At 33.6% G+C, this 20,083-nt stretch carries 20 protein-coding genes; 9 read left to right on the top strand and 11 right to left on the bottom strand.

The genetic code is table 11. The features are described 5' to 3' along the window. Positions 1-52: 52 nt before the first annotated feature. From JN168_RS03155 to JN168_RS03130, 6 genes are all read right to left on the bottom strand, one after another. Positions 53-829 carry an N-acetylglucosaminidase gene (locus JN168_RS03155; RefSeq protein WP_042739137.1) on the bottom strand — a complete coding sequence of 259 codons (777 nt, stop codon included), beginning with the start codon at positions 827-829 and terminating at the stop codon, positions 53-55. Positions 830-857: 28 nt separating this feature from the next. After that, on the bottom strand, positions 858-1,121 hold the full coding sequence (locus JN168_RS03150; protein ID WP_162846353.1) for a hypothetical protein: 264 nt from the start codon (positions 1,119-1,121) through the stop codon (positions 858-860). 157 nt (positions 1,122-1,278) lie between these two features. Continuing rightward, a complete protein-coding gene (locus JN168_RS03145; RefSeq protein WP_107579664.1) occupies positions 1,279-1,743 on the bottom strand; it encodes a helical membrane plugin domain-containing protein in 465 nt (154 codons plus the stop codon). After that, complete coding sequence (gene fdhF, locus JN168_RS03140; protein WP_229366619.1) at positions 1,743-4,697, bottom strand: formate dehydrogenase subunit alpha; 2,955 nt, start codon at positions 4,695-4,697, stop codon at positions 1,743-1,745. Before fdhF ends, JN168_RS03145 begins: the two co-directional genes overlap by 1 nt. A 684-nt stretch (positions 4,698-5,381) precedes the next feature. After that, positions 5,382-6,329 carry an LCP family glycopolymer transferase gene (locus JN168_RS03135; RefSeq protein WP_371664162.1) on the bottom strand — a complete coding sequence of 316 codons (948 nt, stop codon included), beginning with the start codon at positions 6,327-6,329 and terminating at the stop codon, positions 5,382-5,384. Positions 6,330-6,475: 146 nt separating this feature from the next. Beyond that, entirely contained in the window at positions 6,476-7,267 is a 792-nt protein-coding gene (locus JN168_RS03130) for an inositol monophosphatase family protein (RefSeq protein WP_042739142.1), read from the bottom strand. Between the two features lie 441 nt (positions 7,268-7,708). Between JN168_RS03130 and JN168_RS03125 the strand changes: the two genes are divergently transcribed. After that, entirely contained in the window at positions 7,709-8,401 is a 693-nt protein-coding gene (locus JN168_RS03125; RefSeq protein WP_042739143.1) for a helix-turn-helix transcriptional regulator, read from the top strand. A gap of 24 nt (positions 8,402-8,425) precedes the next feature. Here the strand turns inward: JN168_RS03125 and JN168_RS03120 are convergent, their stop codons facing one another. Continuing rightward, positions 8,426-9,157, bottom strand: coding sequence for a CPBP family intramembrane glutamic endopeptidase (locus tag JN168_RS03120; protein ID WP_229366617.1), 732 nt, complete (start codon positions 9,155-9,157; stop codon positions 8,426-8,428). Between the two features lie 166 nt (positions 9,158-9,323). Between JN168_RS03120 and JN168_RS03115 the strand changes: the two genes are divergently transcribed. The 5 genes from JN168_RS03115 (at position 9,324) to JN168_RS03095 (ending at position 14,082) form a co-directional block, all read left to right on the top strand. Beyond that, positions 9,324-9,653 (top strand): hypothetical protein, encoded by a 330-nt coding sequence (locus tag JN168_RS03115; protein ID WP_042739145.1) that lies wholly within the window; start codon positions 9,324-9,326, stop codon positions 9,651-9,653. Between the two features lie 93 nt (positions 9,654-9,746). Next, a complete protein-coding gene (locus JN168_RS03110; protein WP_229366616.1) occupies positions 9,747-10,799 on the top strand; it encodes a MupG family TIM beta-alpha barrel fold protein in 1,053 nt (350 codons plus the stop codon). Positions 10,800-10,801: 2 nt separating this feature from the next. Beyond that, entirely contained in the window at positions 10,802-11,689 is an 888-nt protein-coding gene (murQ, locus tag JN168_RS03105) for an N-acetylmuramic acid 6-phosphate etherase (RefSeq protein WP_229366615.1), read from the top strand. A gap of 75 nt (positions 11,690-11,764) precedes the next feature. Continuing rightward, a complete protein-coding gene (locus JN168_RS03100; protein WP_229366614.1) occupies positions 11,765-13,207 on the top strand; it encodes a PTS transporter subunit EIIC in 1,443 nt (480 codons plus the stop codon). Continuing rightward, the gene (locus JN168_RS03095) at positions 13,207-14,082 is read left to right on the top strand and encodes a MurR/RpiR family transcriptional regulator (RefSeq protein ID WP_042739363.1); all 876 of its coding nucleotides are present in this window, start codon (positions 13,207-13,209) and stop codon (positions 14,080-14,082) included. Before JN168_RS03100 ends, JN168_RS03095 begins: the two co-directional genes overlap by 1 nt. Positions 14,083-14,183: 101 nt before the next feature. Here the strand turns inward: JN168_RS03095 and JN168_RS03090 are convergent, their stop codons facing one another. Further along, entirely contained in the window at positions 14,184-15,617 is a 1,434-nt protein-coding gene (locus JN168_RS03090) for an alkaline phosphatase (protein ID WP_279526172.1), read from the bottom strand. A 338-nt stretch (positions 15,618-15,955) separates the two neighbouring features. Beyond that, on the bottom strand, positions 15,956-17,344 hold the full coding sequence (locus tag JN168_RS03085) for an amino acid permease (RefSeq protein WP_042739361.1): 1,389 nt from the start codon (positions 17,342-17,344) through the stop codon (positions 15,956-15,958). 315 nt (positions 17,345-17,659) lie between these two features. Here JN168_RS03085 and JN168_RS03080 point away from each other — a divergent pair, with 315 nt between their 5' ends. From JN168_RS03080 to JN168_RS03070, 3 genes are all read left to right on the top strand, one after another. Continuing rightward, a complete protein-coding gene (locus tag JN168_RS03080) occupies positions 17,660-18,478 on the top strand; it encodes a formate/nitrite transporter family protein (protein ID WP_042739360.1) in 819 nt (272 codons plus the stop codon). Positions 18,479-18,559: 81 nt separating this feature from the next. Next, positions 18,560-18,919, top strand: a complete 360-nt coding sequence (locus tag JN168_RS03075) for a hypothetical protein (protein ID WP_042739359.1) — start codon at positions 18,560-18,562, stop codon at positions 18,917-18,919. Continuing rightward, a complete protein-coding gene (locus JN168_RS03070) occupies positions 18,916-19,101 on the top strand; it encodes a hypothetical protein (RefSeq protein WP_042739358.1) in 186 nt (61 codons plus the stop codon). Before JN168_RS03075 ends, JN168_RS03070 begins: the two co-directional genes overlap by 4 nt. 64 nt (positions 19,102-19,165) lie before the next feature. Here JN168_RS03070 and JN168_RS03065 read toward each other — a convergent pair whose 3' ends face one another. After that, positions 19,166-19,357 (bottom strand): hypothetical protein, encoded by a 192-nt coding sequence (locus tag JN168_RS03065; protein WP_042739357.1) that lies wholly within the window; start codon positions 19,355-19,357, stop codon positions 19,166-19,168. Between the two features lie 2 nt (positions 19,358-19,359). Beyond that, entirely contained in the window at positions 19,360-20,007 is a 648-nt protein-coding gene (locus tag JN168_RS03060; protein ID WP_042739356.1) for an HAD family hydrolase, read from the bottom strand. Between the last annotated feature and the right edge of the window lie 76 nt (positions 20,008-20,083).

Below are 20,083 nucleotides of genomic sequence, written 5' to 3'. Positions count from 1 at the left end.
TAACACCTGTATTGATTACATCGTTATCCTTTATTCATAAAATATTGGTCCATTATAAATAGTAATCTTTATAAACATGATCCTTTTTAATACCAAACTTGTCATAATAATGTTGCATAAAGCGTGCAATATTACCATCCCATGCGATATCAGAAGCATATTGATGTTCCCCTGGTGCTTTAGGGTTCCAACGCATTTGATATAATGTAATTTGCTTTTTATCAAAGTAATTTTTACGAACAAATTTTGCGCCACCCATAATTGCACGTTTAGGCGATGTCCAAGATTGTTTCTTAGCATAACTACTTCCTGTGTGCACTGCATTCTCATCAAACGCACCTATGCCAAAGAAATTATAATACTTTTTACCATCATCTTTAATGCCTTTTGCCAATTCGGAACGACCATGACCTGTTTCAACTAAAGCATGACTTATCAGATATAAGACATTTACATCATACTTTTCCTGAGCTTTAAGAAAAGCCTTTGCTTGCCCTTTTAAAATACCTTTATCTTTTAATATTTGATTCAATTCATGCTCAGACATAGGTACCTTTTCTGAAATATCCATATAATTTAGATTTTCATATTCATTATCAATGTCCATAGCTTGTTTCACATCTGCTCTTGAAGCATCAACAAATTGACCTTGTTCTTCTTTCATGTTTAATGCATTACCATCTACTTGTTTACTCACGGCCTCATTAAATGTGTTTGTCTTCTGGTTATCAAATAAAGTCGTTTCATTGATAATCAGTAACAGAACAAAAACAGCTAAAATAACGATCAATAACACGACCGAAAGTCTTTGCGTAATTAATTGCTTCATTTTCAGAAAAACTCCCTAACTTACACAATTATTTAGTTAATGTAATATATGCAAATATAATCGCAATTAGCACAATTGCAAACGACACATTGATAGCAATCTTCATTCCTCTTCTATCTCTAAATAACGTATTGAAGATTGTGAGACTTATCGCTAATGAGACAACAAACATTGTAATTGCCATCATTATATTCATTGTAATCAAGAACACAATTCCCAATACTAGAATAACATTGGAAATGATGGCCATGACTTTTATCATTTTCGGATTAATATGTCTTCCTCTCCTCATCTAAAAAACTAATATTAAACTCTAATACTAGAAATTGTATCATATTTAAGCATTTTGCAATATGTCATTTTCTAAACAATAAAACAGACCAAGATAGAAAATAACTTTCTCCTATCTTGGTCTGTTACATGTCATTCTGTGAACACATACTATTATATTAGCGTGACATACCTCTCAGCATATTCAACATATAAGTTAAACTGCGGTTCATTTCATCGTCTTTTAAAATACTCATTAATCCGGTGATAGATGTTTTTTGGTTTGGGTTTGCTTGGTTTGCTACATGCAAACCTTTATTGACTTTGTTTAGCATTGTAGATAAATCATTTACATTTAAATCACCTAATAAGAATACGAGTGAAGCCATATTTGAAATTAACCCAGTATATTGTTCTTTATTTAGTTCTACAGCAAATTTATTGGCGATTACTCCTCGACTTTTAACTGCGCCAGACAGAGCATCTAATATTTTAGCGTCATCTAATGTACTAATTAGATTAATTGCTTTTAAGATACTATCTTTATTAGCAACAATTGCGTCTGTTACTTCAGCCATACTTTCTTGCTTGATTTCTGCTTCTGTCTTCTCCATGCGTTTTATTTTAGTTATTCTTTCAGCCATTAGTTATCCACCTGACTTCCTGGGAAAGTATAGTCATCACGTCTCCATTTATCTTCAACTCTAACACTATATTGTGGTTGGCGCTGTTTATTCACCCGGAAATTCGTAGGATTAAGTGGTGACTTTCCTCTTCGTGTTTTTACTTCCATTCGACAACTTGTACGTTTATATGATGGTGTATCTGTATCTTTATCAACGTCACTATTGGTCAATAAATTAATTGCACCATTGTCACCATGCAACATTGCATTGTTATTTAGAGGGATATATATTTCTTTACCTTTAACTCTATCAGTAACATGCGCTACCAATTCCGCTTCTCCAGTTTCAGAAATAAGCTTGATTTCTGCACCTTCATGGATGCCTCTGTCTTCAGCTAGTTCAGGTGAAATCTCTACAAATGCATTAGGCATTTTGTATTCTAATCCTGGTACCTTATATGTCATATTACCTTCATGGAAGTGTTCTAATAATCGACCGTTATTTACATGTAGATCATAAACTTCATTCACTTTGAAGAAATTATCAAATGACAGTGGATAGAATTTCGCTTTACCATCATCAAAGTTAAATCCTTCTAGATACAAGGTTGGTTCATCTGTACCATCTGCTGCAACTGGCCATTGTAAACTGTTATAACCTTCTAAACGCTCATAATTTACACCTGAATAAAGTGGTGTCAATCGTGCAACTTCATCCATGATTTGACTTGGGTGTGTATATCCCCAATCATATCCTAATGATTTCGCCACTGCTTGAATGATTTGCCAATCAGGTTTAGAGTCTCCCTTTGGTTCCAATGCTTGATAGATACGTTGAATTCTTCGCTCTGTATTTGTAAAAGTTCCAGTTTTTTCAAGTGATGGGCTGGCAGGCAAGACAACGTCTGCATATGATGCTGTAAAAGTGAAAAACTCATCTTGTACTACAAGGAAACCAACCTTTTCTAAAGCTGCTTGTACAAAGTTGATATTCGAATCAACAATACCTGTATCTTCCCCGTATAAATATAAAGAATCAATTTCACCTTCATGAATACCTTCCATCATTTGATGATTATCACGTCCTGGATGACTTGGTAAACTTTCACCATATTCTCTTTCAAATCTAGCTCGTACTTCATCATCAGTAACCAATTGATAACCTGGGAATTGATCAGGCATACTACCCATATCACTACAACCTTGTACATTGTTATGTCCTCTAAGCGGATAAGCACCTGAACCTGGCTTTCTATAATTGCCTGTTGCTAATAATAAATTAGAAATTGCAGTAGACGTATCACTACCAATATCTTGTTGTGTTACACCCATTGCCCAACAAATCGATACTGATTTTGCATTGACAACTTGGTGTGCAAAATCAATCAGCGCTTCTGCAGTTATACCCGTTGTTTCTTCTGCAAAGTCCATTGTAAATGGTTCTAGAGACGTTCTATATGCTTCGAAATCATTCACCCATTCATCAATAAATGCTGTATCATGTAAATCATTGTCGATAATATATTTCGTTACCGCAGATAACCAAACTAAATCTGTTCCTGGCTTAGGTTGATAGAAATTGTCAGCACGTTCTGCCATTTCATGCTTTCTAATATCAAATACATTTAATGTATTTTGATAAAGTTTATGACCTCGTTTAATTCTTGATGCAATGACAGGGTGTGCCTCAGCAGTGTTTGTACCAATAAGTACGACCATATCTGCAATTTCTAAATCATCTATAGAACCAGAATCTCCACCATGCCCCACTGTTCTAAATAGACCTTTAGTTGCAGGAGCTTGGCAATATCTTGAACAATTATCTACATTATTTGTACCTATAACTTGGCGCGCTAACTTTTGCATTAAATATGATTCTTCGTTTGTAGCTTTGGAGGAAGAGATAAATGCTAAACCGTCTGGACCTAATTTATCTTTCACCTTAGTAAAATTGTCTGATACAACTTGTAAAGCTTCTTCCCACTCAACTTCTTCGAATTGACCATTTTTTCTTACTAATGGCTTAGTCAAGCGTTCATCTGAATCAACATAATCCCAACCAAATTTTCCTTTCACACATGATGATATTTTATTGGCCGGTGATTCATGCTGTGGTTGCACCTTTAGTACTTCTCTATCCTTTGTCCATACGTCAAATGAACAGCCAACACCACAATAAGTACATACTGTCTTCGTTTTCTCAATTCTTTCTTCTCGCATGGCAGCTTCAGAATCAGATACTGCAAATAAAGGACCATAGCCTGGTTCTGCTTTTTTAGTTAAATCTATCATCGCCGCTAAAGAACCGGGTTCTAAATCTGTCATATAGCCTGCATTGCCTTCCATATTGACTTCAAGCATGGCATTACAAGGACATACCGTTGCACATTGACCACAGCCAACACATGAGGAATCATTAATTGTTGTATCATTATCCCAAATAACACGTGGTTGTTGTCGCTCCCAATCTATTGTCAAAGTCTCATTGACTTGAACATCTTGACAGACTTCAACACATCGTCCACATAAAATACATTGATTTGGATCATATCTGTAAAAGGGACCATAATCTTTTTCATATGGCTTTTCTTTATATTCGTACGTTTGATGCTCAAGTCCCCACTGATCCATTGTATTATGAATTTCACAATCACCATTATTATAATCACACACAGTACAATACAACATGTGCTTCTCTAATATGCGATCAAGTGCTTCCTTTTGACTTGTTTGTACATTATCTGTTTGTGTATTGACCACCATTGGTCGATCAATCGTTGTACTACACGCACGTCCAATTTGGCCGTCAATCTCAACTGTACAAGTGTCACAAGTTTGAATAGGTCCTAGCGATTCGTTATAACAAATCGAAGGCACAAATGTATCTTGTGATTTAATAAATTGCAACAAATTCGTGCCTGGTTCAACAAGATAGTCTTTACCATCTAAAGAAACGATTAAATGTTCCTGCATTCGATTCACCCCTGTTTTTATAATATACTGCCCGTATTATTCTCATTGTTGTTCAACAACATTCCATCATAAAAGCCCCACACTTTTTAGGTAATGTTACTTATATTGTAAACGTATTTATTATGAATGTTAAGGCATTCTGTATTCCATTCCCTTTTTTAATACAATTCAATATCATACTATTCCAAAATATAATAAAACATTTTTGTATTGTTGTTTTGTCAGTCATTTATCATTACAACTTGTTCACCAAACTAAAGTATAGATTTGTATTTTTTCTATGCCACTTCCACTATATAACTCTAGGCATATAACAATAAATTTTTAAGATGTTTATGCCACAACAATATGAGTTCATTTATCTCTAGATCGTATTAAGTTTATGACAAAAAAAGTAGAACTACACTGTCATTTTTATTTGACGATTGTGACGTTCTACACTTATATATAAATTATTTTTTTCAGGGATTGAAATTTAGCTGAAGTATTTTTCTGTATCATTTCATTTATAGAAAAAGGTTGCTCGAGCGAAAGATTCTTAAAATCTTAACTCGAGCAACCATTGAAGTCATTAAATTTATCTTTAGATACTCATTTAAATTAAAACGTGCTTTGCTTGTAACAACAATTTATTATCATAAATAATTTACCTCACCTTGCTGTTCAGCTATCACAGGTGCTGTTCTAGTAAATACCTAAATTATCTTTAATACTAGATTCAATTTCACTTAATGAGCTTTGACTAGGTACAAAATAATATAAGCCATCATCTTGTATGCCGCCTTCACCGTCTAATTGGTGCTTATTAACTGTCTTATCTGCATCTTTATAGTTGCTTCTAATTTTATTTAATTCACCAATTGATAAGTCTGTTTTCACATTCTCTTTAATATGATTCATAATCGAATTAAAATGAGTGATTGAATTTACACTTGATAACTTACTTGCTAAACCTTGAATTACAATTTGTTGTCGTTCTTGACGACCAAAGTCTCCACCAGCACCGCTTTCTTTTCTACTTCTGATAAATGCCATTGCAGCATCACCATCTAAGTGTGTTTTTTCGCCATTATTAAATTGGTGATTTTTATATGAGAATGTCGCATTACTTGTTACGTCGATACCACCAACTGTATCAATCATATCTTTCATGCCATCCATATCTATCGTAGCGTAATGATCAATTGGTACATTTAATAATTTTTCAACAGATTTCACTGCCATATCAGGACCACCATAAGCATAGGCATGATTAATTTTTTCGGTTGTACCTTTACCTACAATCTTAGCTTGTGTATCCCTTGGAATACTTACAATTTCAGTTGTTTTCTTTTTAGGATTAATCGATAGCACCATAATTGTATCACTACGTTGACCATCGCCTTCAGAAGCTCTCTTCGCATCAGAGTCTACACCAAACAATGCAATTGTAAAAGCATCACCATCATCTAAACTGACATTCTTATCTCTTAGTGACGATTTATCTCTATCTAATGGATTATGTATTGATCCACCGACTGAAAAGATTTTATATCCTAAATAAATAACTGCTATCAAAGCAAGTATGGCTAATATACCGAAAAACCATAAAAATAGCTTTTTACCTAGTCCCATTTTCTTTTTTCCGTTCATTCTAGAGCGATTCACTCTTATCATTCCCCATTCTATATTCAGTTTTCAACTTAAATTAATAACTACATTATAAATGAATTTATACAATTTAGCATAGTGCTTAAGACCTAAAAATTTGATAAAGTATGATATTTTAGAGTTACAATTTACTTTTTATAACCCGCTCCTGAATTTAAAACGTCTAACATCTCTTCATGACAACCTGGATTACTGATAATGAATGGACCAGCCGTCGCATAATCCAAAGGTTTATTGTCTAGTGTCGTCATTTTCAACCCTAGCTCACTTGCAAATAAAAATTGCGCCGCGATATCCCATGGCTTTGGATTCGTATTGATATGCAAGCCAAATTGACCGTTGATCACACGAACAGAATCTAAACCACATGAGCCAATAAAACGATGACTAAAGGAAGCGTCAAATAATTCTTGCATTTTATTTGCATTTATAACTAGTGCATTAAATGACACAACGGCATCCTTTAATTCAATGGATTCCGGTTTTTCAAGTGGCGCACCATTAACATATGCACCATACCCTTTTACTGCTTTATATAATTTCCCGTGTGGATAATCATAAATATAAGACAACATTGGTACACCATCTACAAAATAACCTAATATAATGCAATAGTCTTCTTGTTGTTTCACTAAATTTGCGGTTCCATCAATTGGATCCATAATCCATACATGTCCCTCATGAGGGTGAACTTCTTCATTGGTTTTTTCCTCTGCAAATAGTTGATGTTCAGGGAATGTTTCAGTTAAAAACTGCTGGAATCTTTGTTGAATCGTTTTATCAACATTAGTTACTAAATCAAACCTATTCTTCTTGGTTGTAGTTACCATCTCATCGATTAATGCTGGTATAATATCATCTAACGAAGCGAGCCACGCTCTGACAGAATCGTCTATAAAAATTAATTGTTCTTTTTCCATGTCTACACCTCTTTTTATATTTATAATCTTTATGTATAGATTTAGCTATGTATAATTTCGTCTCATTTTATCATAATTCGTAACAGAAAATATATGCCCAAAGTTAATCATCTAACATTTTTTTCATATATTGCAACAAACATAAATAAAACCGACTAGCTTTGCTAGTCGGCTAAATAGAAAGGAAAGTAAGTAATAAATATTGAAGATGTTTGTTTAGTAACTCGTACGAATAATTGTTAACAAAACTATTATGTAATAGCCTACCCCTTTGTCAACTATTCGTTACCCCCTTGTTACTATATACAATACTAACATAAGACTTGAAAAAATGTAAGCGTTTTCTCTAATTTTTTTGTTTATTTTTTCTAAATGTCGTCATTGTCACTTTTATGATATAATAATTGTAATATGTAATCATATTGGGAGGTGACTTTCTTCATGAATAAACGCGAACGACAAAACAAATTGGTTCAAGCAATTCAAGAAAATAGGCAAGTTACTGCTTCAGAATTAGCGTCTGAGTTAAATGTTTCAAAGCGTACCATTTTAAGGGATATTCAAGATTTAGAGGATCAAGGCGTTAAAATTTTAGCGAAACACGGTAAATTAGGTGGTTATCAATTACAAGAAACACCGAATAGCTATGACATTGAATTAACTGAAAATCAACTTTCAGCATTATTTCTTGTATTAAATGAAAGTCAATCTTATTCAACACTTCCTTACAAAGAAGAAATTCAAGCAATAATCAAAAAATGTTTAAATTTACCCTACACAAAAATGAGACGGACGTTAAAAAAATTAGACCGTTATATTAAATTTGACACGCCACCACACACAACATTGCCAACTTTATTTTCGGATGTATTAATTTACTGTACAGAGCGTAATGTAATGGCTATGGAGCATGGGCTTGATGATATGAATCGCACTGAGAATGTAATTTTCATTGGATTACTATGTGAAGAAGGTTTATGGAAAGCAGTCGTCTTTGAAATTGGATTAGGTAAAACTAATACAATCCCGATTGAGGATATACAAGATATTTCTTACTCATTCGAAAAAACAATAAAGACACAAGATATAACAATTAATAATTTCCAACAGTTTTCTAATCCAACTGAAAATTAATTCAGTTGGACTTTTTATTGACCTTTATTGGTACATCATCAAAACAGTAATAATAAAGGACACCAGGTTATTCAACATATGTAAGCTGAAACTAACGATTAATTTATTCTTCGTCTTAACATATGCATATACTAAAGCAACAGCTAAGATAAAATAACTACCAAACTCAAATGGTGAGGCTGCACTACTTACATGCATAAACGAAAATAATATAGCAGAAATGACTCCCATTACCTTAAAATTAAACACTTTCCCCAATTCACCTATCATTAAATGTCTAAATATAATTTCCTCTACTAATGGTGCTGCAATAACAATTAATAAAAAAGAAAATGGTAAAAATTGTGGATTTTTAAATAATATTTGAAGTTGCATTTCATTTTGTGTTTCGCTAAACCCCCATCCGCCTGGAAGATATTGCACTACAAAGTTATATAAATATGATGCAACAAACATGATTATAAATATTCCGACTAACCAAGCTTTGTTTTGTTTAATGACTTCTACACCTGTATTAAATTTTGTATAAAAATCATTCATATGTAAAAAGTAAAAAATAAAAATAGTTGTCATATATGCTAATAATTGTATTAATGAACCGAGTAATACCTCACTACTCGAATTTAACCCCTCTACAAATTGATGTCCAAAACGCATTACAACTATAGATAAACATTCTATTATTAAAAACAAACTTACAACTACTATAAAATCTTTCCAGGTTACTTCGCGAAACCGTAACATAACTTTTTTCATTTTGTTCATACCTTTCTTGCTAAATATCTACCGACTTTATTTATATTTATTAACGATGCCTAGCATGAACGTTACCCAACTATATTTAAATTAAGCACAGTATATCATCTAAATCAACGGAGCAAAAATATTAACCCTATTATTAATCATTATGGAGGCGATAATCATGCAATTAGAAGAACTCTTAACTATCTCAGAAAGCGTACAACAATTACTTAATTTAATAGAGGTTTATAAATTTGGCATTGTCACCGAACATAAGAAAAAGGACCAATTTCAACAGGAATTACAACAATTTATTGAGCAAGAATATATCAAATTGAAAAACTCCCCCTTCCGTCATACTTCGCTTATCCACTATAATTACTATCATTTTCTAGAAGATTTCAAATTTCAACCTATTGAAGAATTCACTGTAGGTAATACCATCAAACATATTTCAAACATTCAGCAAAGATTACTCAAGATACTACACTTTATCAAATTATATTTGTAACAAAATTTCACAATACATTAATTTTTAATCTTAAATTGTAATTTGATTACACATATTGTACAATGAAAACGATTACAGATTGGAGGTATAGATATGCCAGGTTTTTCAGTTTATTTAGGTGAGCCATTCAATAAATCTTATATTAAATCGATGGTCGACTTTGGATATGATAGTATCTTTACTTCGGTGCAAATACCTGAAGAAGATGAACAGTTAAAGTATCAAAAACTAACAGAGCTGTTAGATTATCTAGACCATTATGAAATACACTTCATTATCGATATTAATCCAGCATTACTAACTCAAACATTGTTCCAAATTTTACAACGCTATACAAATGCACATTTTATTATAAGGATTGATCATAGTACCTCTGTTGCTACGGTAAATTCTATTATCAATGCAGGCTTTAAATGTTGTTTGAACGCGAGCACTGTTACTACCTCATTATTAACTCATCTTAAACAAACAGTAAGTGATTTTTCAAATATCATATATTGCCACAATTATTATCCTAGACCGGATACGGGACTTTCCGAATCATTTATCACACAACAAAATATGCTAATTTTACGTTTTAATCCTGAAGCACATATCTTTGGTTTCATATCCGGTAGTCAAAAGCGAGGTCCTATATTTAAAGGTTTACCAACCATAGAAGCTTCACGTAATCATCATCCTATAGAAAGTGTGACAACACTAATTCAAGCAAAGACCACAGATTATTTAATTGGTGACCCTTATCTCGAGGAAACTATGGCACAACAACTCTATCAAGCAATTCAGCACAGAAATTTCATATTACATTTAAAATATTATGACAATCATATCCCTACAATACTTCAAGCATCACACACAGTTCGCATTGACAATCCCGAACATGTCATACGCTCACAAGAGGCACGACATTATCTGAATGACACAATTCAACCAATGCATACAGTTGAACGACTTCCAGGGCATATCACACTAGATAATACATTAAACGGGCGTTATGAAGGCGAATTACAAATCATCAAAGAGCCGCTTCCAGAGCATCCAAATGTCAATGTGATCGCTAGAGTTATCACAGCAGATTTACCATTAATCTACTGTATGCAATCAGGAGATTCATTTTCATTTAAAAATCAACCAAAGGAGATGTAATAATGAAACAAAAATCGACCGAATCTCGAAATACAGCATCAATGCATTTAGATGAAATGACTATCGTCGAAGCACTGCAAACCATGAATGAAGAAGATAAAAAGGTGCCACAAGAAATAAGCAAAGTAATACCCCAACTTGCTGAAGTCATTGAAATCACTATAAATAGGTTTAATAACGGGGGCAGAATTATTTATTTAGGCGCTGGAACTAGTGGTAGATTAGGTGTATTAGATGCAGCTGAGTGTGTACCTACGTTTAATACGACAATAAACGATGTGATCGGACTTATCGCTGGTGGTCAACGCGCATTAACCGTAGCTGTTGAAGGTGCTGAAGATGATCCTGCACTTGCGCGAGAAGATTTGACTCATATCCATCTTTCAAACAAAGATGTCGTCATTGGAATTGCTGCAAGTGGTTCGACCCCATATGTCCAAGGCGGTATCAAATGTGCAAATGAAGTTGGTGCACATACGGTAGCAATTTCTTGTAATACTGACACACCGATAAGTAGCCTAGCTAAACAAGCAATAGAAGTAGATGTAGGACCAGAAATACTTACCGGCTCTACAAGATTAAAGGCAGGGACTGCACAAAAATTAATCCTGAATATGATATCTACCATCACAATGGTAGGTGTTGGAAAAGTCTACGATAATTTAATGATCGATGTCAAAGCTACGAATAAAAAATTAATCGATCGTTCAATTCGTATCATTCAAGAAATTTGTGATATTTCATATGACCAGGCTAAAATTCGTTTTGAAGAATCCGGTCAGAATATAAAAACTGCAGTCGTCATGCAACTCTGTAATGTAACTAAACAAGATGCTGAACAAAAACTAGTCGACAATCATGCTCTACTTAAACGTACAATACAACAATAATATTTCTAACATTCAAGCATTCCAATTTCAAAGTACAACTAAACTGCTATTACCCTTATGTCAGGAGGTCTATATATGAACAAAGAACAAAAATTAGCACAACAAATTACTGATGCAGTTGGAACTATGGACAATATTGATAACATTATTAATTGTATGACTCGCGTTCGTATTCAAGTCATTGACGAACAAAAGGTAGACTATGCAAAACTCAAATCAATTGATGGTGTTATGGGAGTCGTTAAAGACGACCGTGTTCAAGTTGTTGTGGGACCCGGTACCGTTAATAAAGTCGCAGGTTACATGGCGCAAAGTAGTGGCGTCAAATTAGGTGAAACAATCCCACATGGTACAACGAATTTTAAGCAAGATGCAGAAGCAAAAGCCGCACAGAATAAATCAAATTATAAATCTAAACAAAAACACGGTAAATTTAATAAGTTACTAAAGACTATTGCTAATATATTTATACCTCTGATTCCAGCATTTATAGGTGCTGGTTTAATTGGAGGTATTGCCGCTGTATTAAGTAACTTACTTGCAGGTGGACAAATATCGGGAGCCTGGGTAACACAACTGGTGACTGTATTTAACGTCATAAAGGACGGTATGTTGGCTTACTTAGCAATCTTTACTGGTATTAATGCAGCTAAAGAATTTGGTGCAACACCAGGGCTTGGTGGTGTTATTGGTGGTACCACACTACTAACTGGTCTTACCGATAAAAATACGATTACTAACATCTTTACTGGCGAACCGCTTCAAGCTGGTCAAGGTGGTATCATTGGGGTTATATTTGCTGTTTGGCTTTTAAGTATCGTTGAAAAAAGACTTCATAAAATTGTCCCTAATGCAATTGATATCATTGTCACTCCAACAATCACTTTATTTATAATTGGTTTACTTACAATTTTTATCTTTATGCCTTTAGCAGGTTTTATATCAGATGGTCTCGTTCATATCATCAATGGCATTATTGATATTGGTGGTGTATTTAGTGGCTTTATTATTGGTGCTTTCTTCTTACCTTTGGTAATGTTAGGATTACACCATATATTTACCCCTATTCATATTGAGATGATAAATCAAACGGGTGCAACTTACCTGTTACCAATTGCTGCAATGGCGGGTGCTGGTCAAGTTGGCGCAGCATTAGCTTTATGGGTTAGATGTCGTAAGAATACAACACTCCGCAATACTTTGAAAGGTGCCTTACCTGTTGGCTTCTTAGGTATTGGTGAACCATTAATTTATGGTGTAACCTTGCCCCTCGGCAAACCATTCTTCACAGCTTGTATTGGCGGCGGTATTGGTGGCGCAGTAATCGGAGGCATTGGACACATTGGTGCGACTGCAATTGGCCCAAGTGGTATATCACTATTACCATTAATTTCAGATCATATGTATCTAGGATATATAGGAGGACTGCTCTCAGCTTATGCCGGTGGTTTTATTTTTACTTATTTATTCGGCACAACTAAAGCTATGAGAGAAACTGATAGTTTAGGTGATTTATAATGACGAATTTACTTTACAAAATTGATAAGCAGTATCCTGATTTTACAAAAAGTGAAAAGAAAATAGCTGATTTTATCTTAAATGCTCCACACAAAATTATTGATATGTCTGTACAAGACTTAGCATTAGCAATCGATACGAGTACAGCATCAATTGTACGATTTAGCAGGAAAGTTACAGGCAAAGGGTTCCAAGAATTAAAAATTGCACTATCACGTTATTTACCAGAAGATACGACAAATAATACTCACCTTGAACTTGTTGCAAATGAATCAGTTGATACACTTAAATCAAAGATGTTATCACGTGCGACAGATACTATGAATTTCGTTGCAACGCATATTGATGCTAAAAGTATAGATGAAATTTGCCATGTGATAAAGCAAGCACGCAATATATTTATCTTCGGTTATGGTGCATCATTTGTTATAGCTACTGATTTGTATCAAAAATTATCACGTATCGGGCTTAATGTCCGATTAGTGCAAGAGACACATTTGTTTATAACAACACTTGCGACACACGATAATCAAGATTGTATTATATTCATTACGAATCAAGGTAGTCATAGTGAATTACGTTCAATGGCTAGTGTCGCAAGTGATTATAATATTCCTATAATCACAATTTCTAGCACAGCTGATAATCCCATAGCACAAGTTTCAAACTACAAGTTAATTTACGGACAAACCGATGAGAATGAATTACGTATGGCAGCAACCACTTCACTGTTTGCACAATTATTTTCAGTTGATGTGTTATATTATCGTTACATTGCATTGAATTATGAATCATCTCTTGATTCCATCACACAATCTAAAATGGCACTCAATAATTATCGAAAGCATTTATCTTTAATAAAATTTAAACATTAACGTTTTCAAATCTTCAGCTACTATAAAAAGCACCTAATGACAGGAATTCCTGAAATTAGGTGCTTTTTAGTTCATTAAGTTATAACAATGTTATTTTATATTTATTGCTTTACGTCATGTTTAAAGAAATCAAATATGTTGTTAGCATTGTCTGTATTATCAATATTACCTTTAAATCGATCACTACCTGGACCAAAACCATACGTATTCACATCTTCTCCAGTATGTCCATTTGTTGTCCAACCTGTATGTGATTTATCATTTATTGGTTTTTGAATTGCATCTTGTAATTTTTGGAATTGCGCTTCATATTCTTTATCTTCCTCATCATATTTCTTCAATGCTTCAGCTTCATCTTTAATCTTACTGATTTGAGAGTTAGAAACTTCAAAGCCATAGCCGTCATTAATTACCTTCTCTGGATCTTTACCTTCTGCTATTTCTTTAGTCATATATGAACCAGAATGCTTCATTTGATGGATAGCTTTTGGATTCCAAACATAGTCTTTACCTTTTGCGATTGTCATACCACCAGTTGAGTGATCTGCTGTTGCAACAACTAATGTATCAGGATGTGATTTTGCATAATTCATCGCATAATCAAATGATTTCTCAAAACCACTCATCTCTGACATTACACCAGTAACATCATTTGGATGTCCTGATTTATCGATTGACGCCCCTTCTACCATCAAGAAGAAACCTTTGTCATTTGATTCTAATCGCTTAATTGCACTGTCTTCCATTTCAACTAGTTTAGGATTTTTTTCTGGCGCATCAATTTGTAATGGCATGTCATTGTCAGCAAACAATCCTAATACTTGTTTACTCGTTGAATTTTGTAGATCTGTTTTATTATCTACAACATCATAACCATCCTTTTTGAATTTATCTGTTAAATTACCATTTTTATCGCCAAAGTATTCTGCACCACCGCCAAGTAATACATCAACTTTATGTTTACCATTAATTTTGTCATTGTAAAATTGCTGTGCAATTTCATCTTTTTTATCTCTGTCATCAACGTGAGCTGCATAAGCTGCAGGTGTTGCATCAGTGATTTCTGCAGTTGAAACTAGACCTGTTGACTTCCCGTTTTCTTTTGCTTGTTCTAATACAGTTTTAACTTTTTGTTTATTTGCATCAACACCAATTGCTCCATTAAATGTTTTATGGCCAGAACTAAATGCCGTTGCACCTGCTGCTGAGTCTGTAACATTTTCCTTTGGATCATCTGGATTTGTACGTTGTGTACCTAATAGGTAGTTATCAAATGCTGTCTTGTCCATTTCTTTAGTTTCAGGATTATCCGCAAAGTATCTATAAGCACTATTATACGATGGTCCCATTCCATCACCTACTAAGAAAATAACATTCTTAGGGTTCTTTGTATTACCCATATATGATACATCGACAGGTTGATCTGAACTATTTCCCCCACTCGATGCGAAAGTTGATTGTGCATTTCCCAAGACAGAACCCATAACAATTGCACTAGTCACCGATACTGTTGCTAACTTATTATAGAATTTCATAATTAATAACTCCTTTAATATGTATTATCAAGCTTATACTGTAAGTGTAAGCAAAGAGTGTTGAGTTATTGTTTTTAAGATGTAAAATTTATGTAAATAAGTTGCATTATATATTCATTTTCATTAATAACTCTCGCTTTTTATCTGAAAAGGATTATATACCATATTCATAATTCTAATATAAAGCTGTCTATTAATAATGATGCATTAAAAAACCTTATCAAGACGATACACGCCTTGATAAGGTTTGATACATTTATATATTCTCTTGTTTAATATACCTAACTTATAACGATCTCCATATAAGAAGATACATTTTTTTAATAAGTCAGATAATTTTATAATTGCTCGTTCTTACTTAACTTATGATAGCCTTTAATGAAATAGAATGCAGTCATTAATAATAAGAAAATAATACCGATTACTACAGATACGACTGTTTCTTTATTAAATAACATACCGATTAATACCATGATAAAGAATGCCATTGTTACATAGTTAGTGATTGCTCCACCTGGCATTTTAAAAGGATGCCCTTTCAATTCTTCAGGGTGATGCTTTCTGAATCTTAAGTGACTAATCAAAATCATAAACCATGGTACCATACCTGGTAAGATAGACGCACTGTAAACATAAACAAAAATACTATCTGCACCTTTAATGAATAGTGGCAAGATAACATTTAATAGTGCTCCAATTAAGATACCAATTGCAATCGCTGTTACTGTCCAGAAAGGAACACCATTTTTCATTACTTTAGTAAAGAATTTAGGTAGCATGCCCTTTTGAGCTAAGTTTAAAGTCATACGGCTCGCACTAAAGATACCTGAGTTACAACCAGACATTGCTGCAGTTAATACTACAAAGTTAATTAATCCAGCAGCGAAAGTAATACCTACTTTAGCAAAAGTCGCAACGAATGGGCTTCCGATGTTGCCTAATTCATTCCAAGGATAAACTGTAACAATTACGAAAATTGCTCCAATATAGAAAATTAATATACGCCAGATTACGCCGTTTACTGCGCTCTTAATATTCTTCTGTGGATCCTTTGTTTCACCTGCTGTAATACCAATCAATTCAACACCTTGATATGAACCAATTACGATTGATAAAGCAAAGAAGAATCCAACCCAACCATTTGGCATAAAGCCACCATGTGACCATAAATTAGATAAACCAATTGCTTCTCCACCATTACCAAGTCCGAAGAAGATTAAGCCAAATCCTGCAACAATCATTAAGATAATTGTAACTACCTTAATCATCGCGAACCAAAATTCAAACTCACCGAAGGCTTTAACAGAAACTAAGTTTGCTCCCATTAACAAGGCAACCACGATAACGCCTGGAATCCATTGTGGTAAATCTGGGAACCAATAATTCATATATTCTCCGACGGCGATAACTTCACTCATACCGACGACTACCCATTGAAATATATTACTCCAAGCAGTCAAATAACCTGCCACTGGGTGTATGTAATCACTTGCAAAGTTGGCAAACGAACCTGATGTAGGATGTAAATAAACCATCTCACCCATTGCTCGCATAACTAAAAATAAAAAGATACCTGCTATTAAATAAGCAAATATTACAGAAGGTCCAGTCCATTTGATTGTACTTGTAGCTCCCATAAATAGACCTACACCTATGGTACCACCCAATGCAATCATCCGCATTTGACGCGCACCTAATCCCCTCTGAAGTTCATTATTATCATTCATCTCATTCAAACCCCATCTCTCTCAAATATAAGTATAATTAATCACTTATCATGTCGCTATTATACTATAAATTGGCAAAATTAAAATACCAAACTAAAACAATGTAAGCCCTTACATTTCCGTTTTTTAATTGTACGCGATTTTACTATAAATTGTAAAGCATAATTTTTCTCCCTCTCCATCTTTTCTTCTATTCTCTACAAATACCTCTCTCAAGGCTTATAAAGTAAAAATTGTATTATTTGTGAAAAGTTTCACAAATGTGTAGAGACATAGTATACTAGCTTTAAATCAAATGAAAGTGAGGACACAACCTTGAACGGAAAAAATGTGCAATGGGATAAAGTTTTTTATGGGAAAGTTTGGGTGAACCATGTCGTAGAAACAATTAAAACCAAAGATATACTTCAAAGTTTTTATTTCAAACGCTATTTGTTACGTGCGATTATGGCAGGTTTTATCTTAGGTACAATTATTGTTTTTGTATTATCACTGAAAGCCAACTTTGGAACTGAAATGTCACCTAGTATTTCTAATCTAATCGCGTCAACTGCATTTAGTTTTGCGCTCGTACTTATTCTTTTTACAAATTCTGAGTTATTAACGAGTAACTTTATGTATTTCACAGTTGGTTTATATTACAGAGTCATTGCCCCCACCCGTGTATTTAAAATATTCACCTTATGTTTTATTGGTAACACGGTTGGAGGCCTCATCCTCTTCTTACTGATGCGTGCTTCTGATGTCATGACACCTGATATGATGATACATCTCGATGCAATAATTGAACACAAGACACTAACAGCAAGTTGGTTTGCAATATTGATCAAGGGGATCTTTGCCAATTTCTTTATCAATATCTCTTTAGTTATTGCAATGCAAATAGATGACGTCTTAGCAAAAATGTTTGTAATGATGTTTGGTGTTTCGATATTTGCCTTTATGGGATACGAACATGTCGTATATAATTCTGTACTATTTGCTGCAGGCTTTATCTATCAGAGTTCAATAATAGAAACGATTCCAGTTATAGTTAATGTAGTATGCGCTGCGATAGGCAACTACATTGGAGGCGGTTTAATCATTGGATTGTTCTATGCTTATCTAAATGATCATCATCAATTCGACAATTAATCGTTAAATTGTCATGAGTTCTTATTCAACCATAATATATGCTATACTTTTTGTAATCTTTCAAATAAAAAGGAGTACATTATGGCTTCAAACTCAATTAAACGAACGCTTAGTTATGCAGTCGTTTTCGGCATTTTATTTTTTCTGTTAAATTATTTTAGTGGTTCACATCACGCATTTATGTCAGTATTTTTAAAATCGCTTTTGGCTGCAGTCGTATTTGGTGTACTATATTTTGTATTATTTTCAATTGTTAATTCTCCAGAACGAAAATATAAATTCGGCATTACGATACCGATTACTTTATTAATTGCTATTTTAGTAAGCGCCTTATTTTCAGCCATAAAAGTTGGTATTATTATAGGTATTATCATTGGTGTTCTTGCAGGATATCTTTGGGAATATATTGAAAAAAAGAAAGCGAGCAGTGATAAAAAGTGAGTCTTGTCTTAGGAATCATCATATTAATATTATTAATCGTCAGTTTAATTCCAAATTTAAAAGCTGTTAAAAAAAGTAAAGCTAATGGTGAAAAGAATCCACGCTTTGCAATTATGGTCGGTATAGATGCTATCTTACTCGTGTTAGTGATAGTTACTTTAATATTCCAATTTACTAAATAATATAACAAAAAGATGTTTACAGTATGAGTCACTAGCTAGACTTAAACTATAAACATCTTTTTTATTAAAGCTTATCTTGTAATAGTAAAAAATATAAGATAGTTGCCCCAATTAAATAAAGCAATGTTGCTATGATAAACGAACGTAAATGAATGGCAAATGGGATCTTACGATTGAATATCGGACCTAATATTAAGTTGCCAATTGCTAATACAAGTGGCCCTCCTAAGAAAAATAATAGTAAATATGCATTCATTATTATTTACTCCCACGCTGTTCAAAATAGTGTTCAATAATTTCATTTGCTGTAACATCTTTAGCAGTAAAATTAAGAGTTTGAAACGGCTGAAGTTCAGTCATACGATTAGTATTAATTATAACGTCTAAACCCGCATTAATTGCCGCTGTCGCACCATTAACCGAATCCTCTATTGCTAAACAATTAACTGGATTATAATTTAATTGTTGAACCGCTGTTAAATACAATTCTGGATTAGGCTTTACTTCGTCGACATCTTCACGTCCAACAATAATGTCCATATATTGCTCTAATCCTAAACGTTTAAAGGTAGGTTCAATATCCTTTCTATAACTACTTGTAGCAATTGCCATTGGTATATGACGCTGTTTACAATATTTCATCAACGCTTCTACCTCTTTATTGATTGGCAAATTCACACTTGTTTCGTTATGTTCTTGATATATGGCTGACTTTTTTTCAAGTCCAAGTTGCGCTTCTAAATAGTTATGTAATTCTGTAGCGGCGCCACCAATCGATTGACGATAATAGTCCACAGAAATAGGATCTAAACCATTACCTGTTAAATGATTATTAATAATTTGAAACAGATGTTGCTCAGTGTCAATGATTGTACCATCGAAATCAAATACGACTGCTCTATACATCACACATACCTCCTATTTAACTTTCATTATGTTATTTTAATCACTCAAGTCTGCTGCTGATTCTTTCAATGAAATT

This window comes from Staphylococcus gallinarum (genome assembly GCF_029774255.1).
GTDB lineage: Bacteria > Bacillota > Bacilli > Staphylococcales > Staphylococcaceae > Staphylococcus > Staphylococcus gallinarum.
This window is presented reverse-complemented; position numbering and strand designations above follow the sequence as displayed.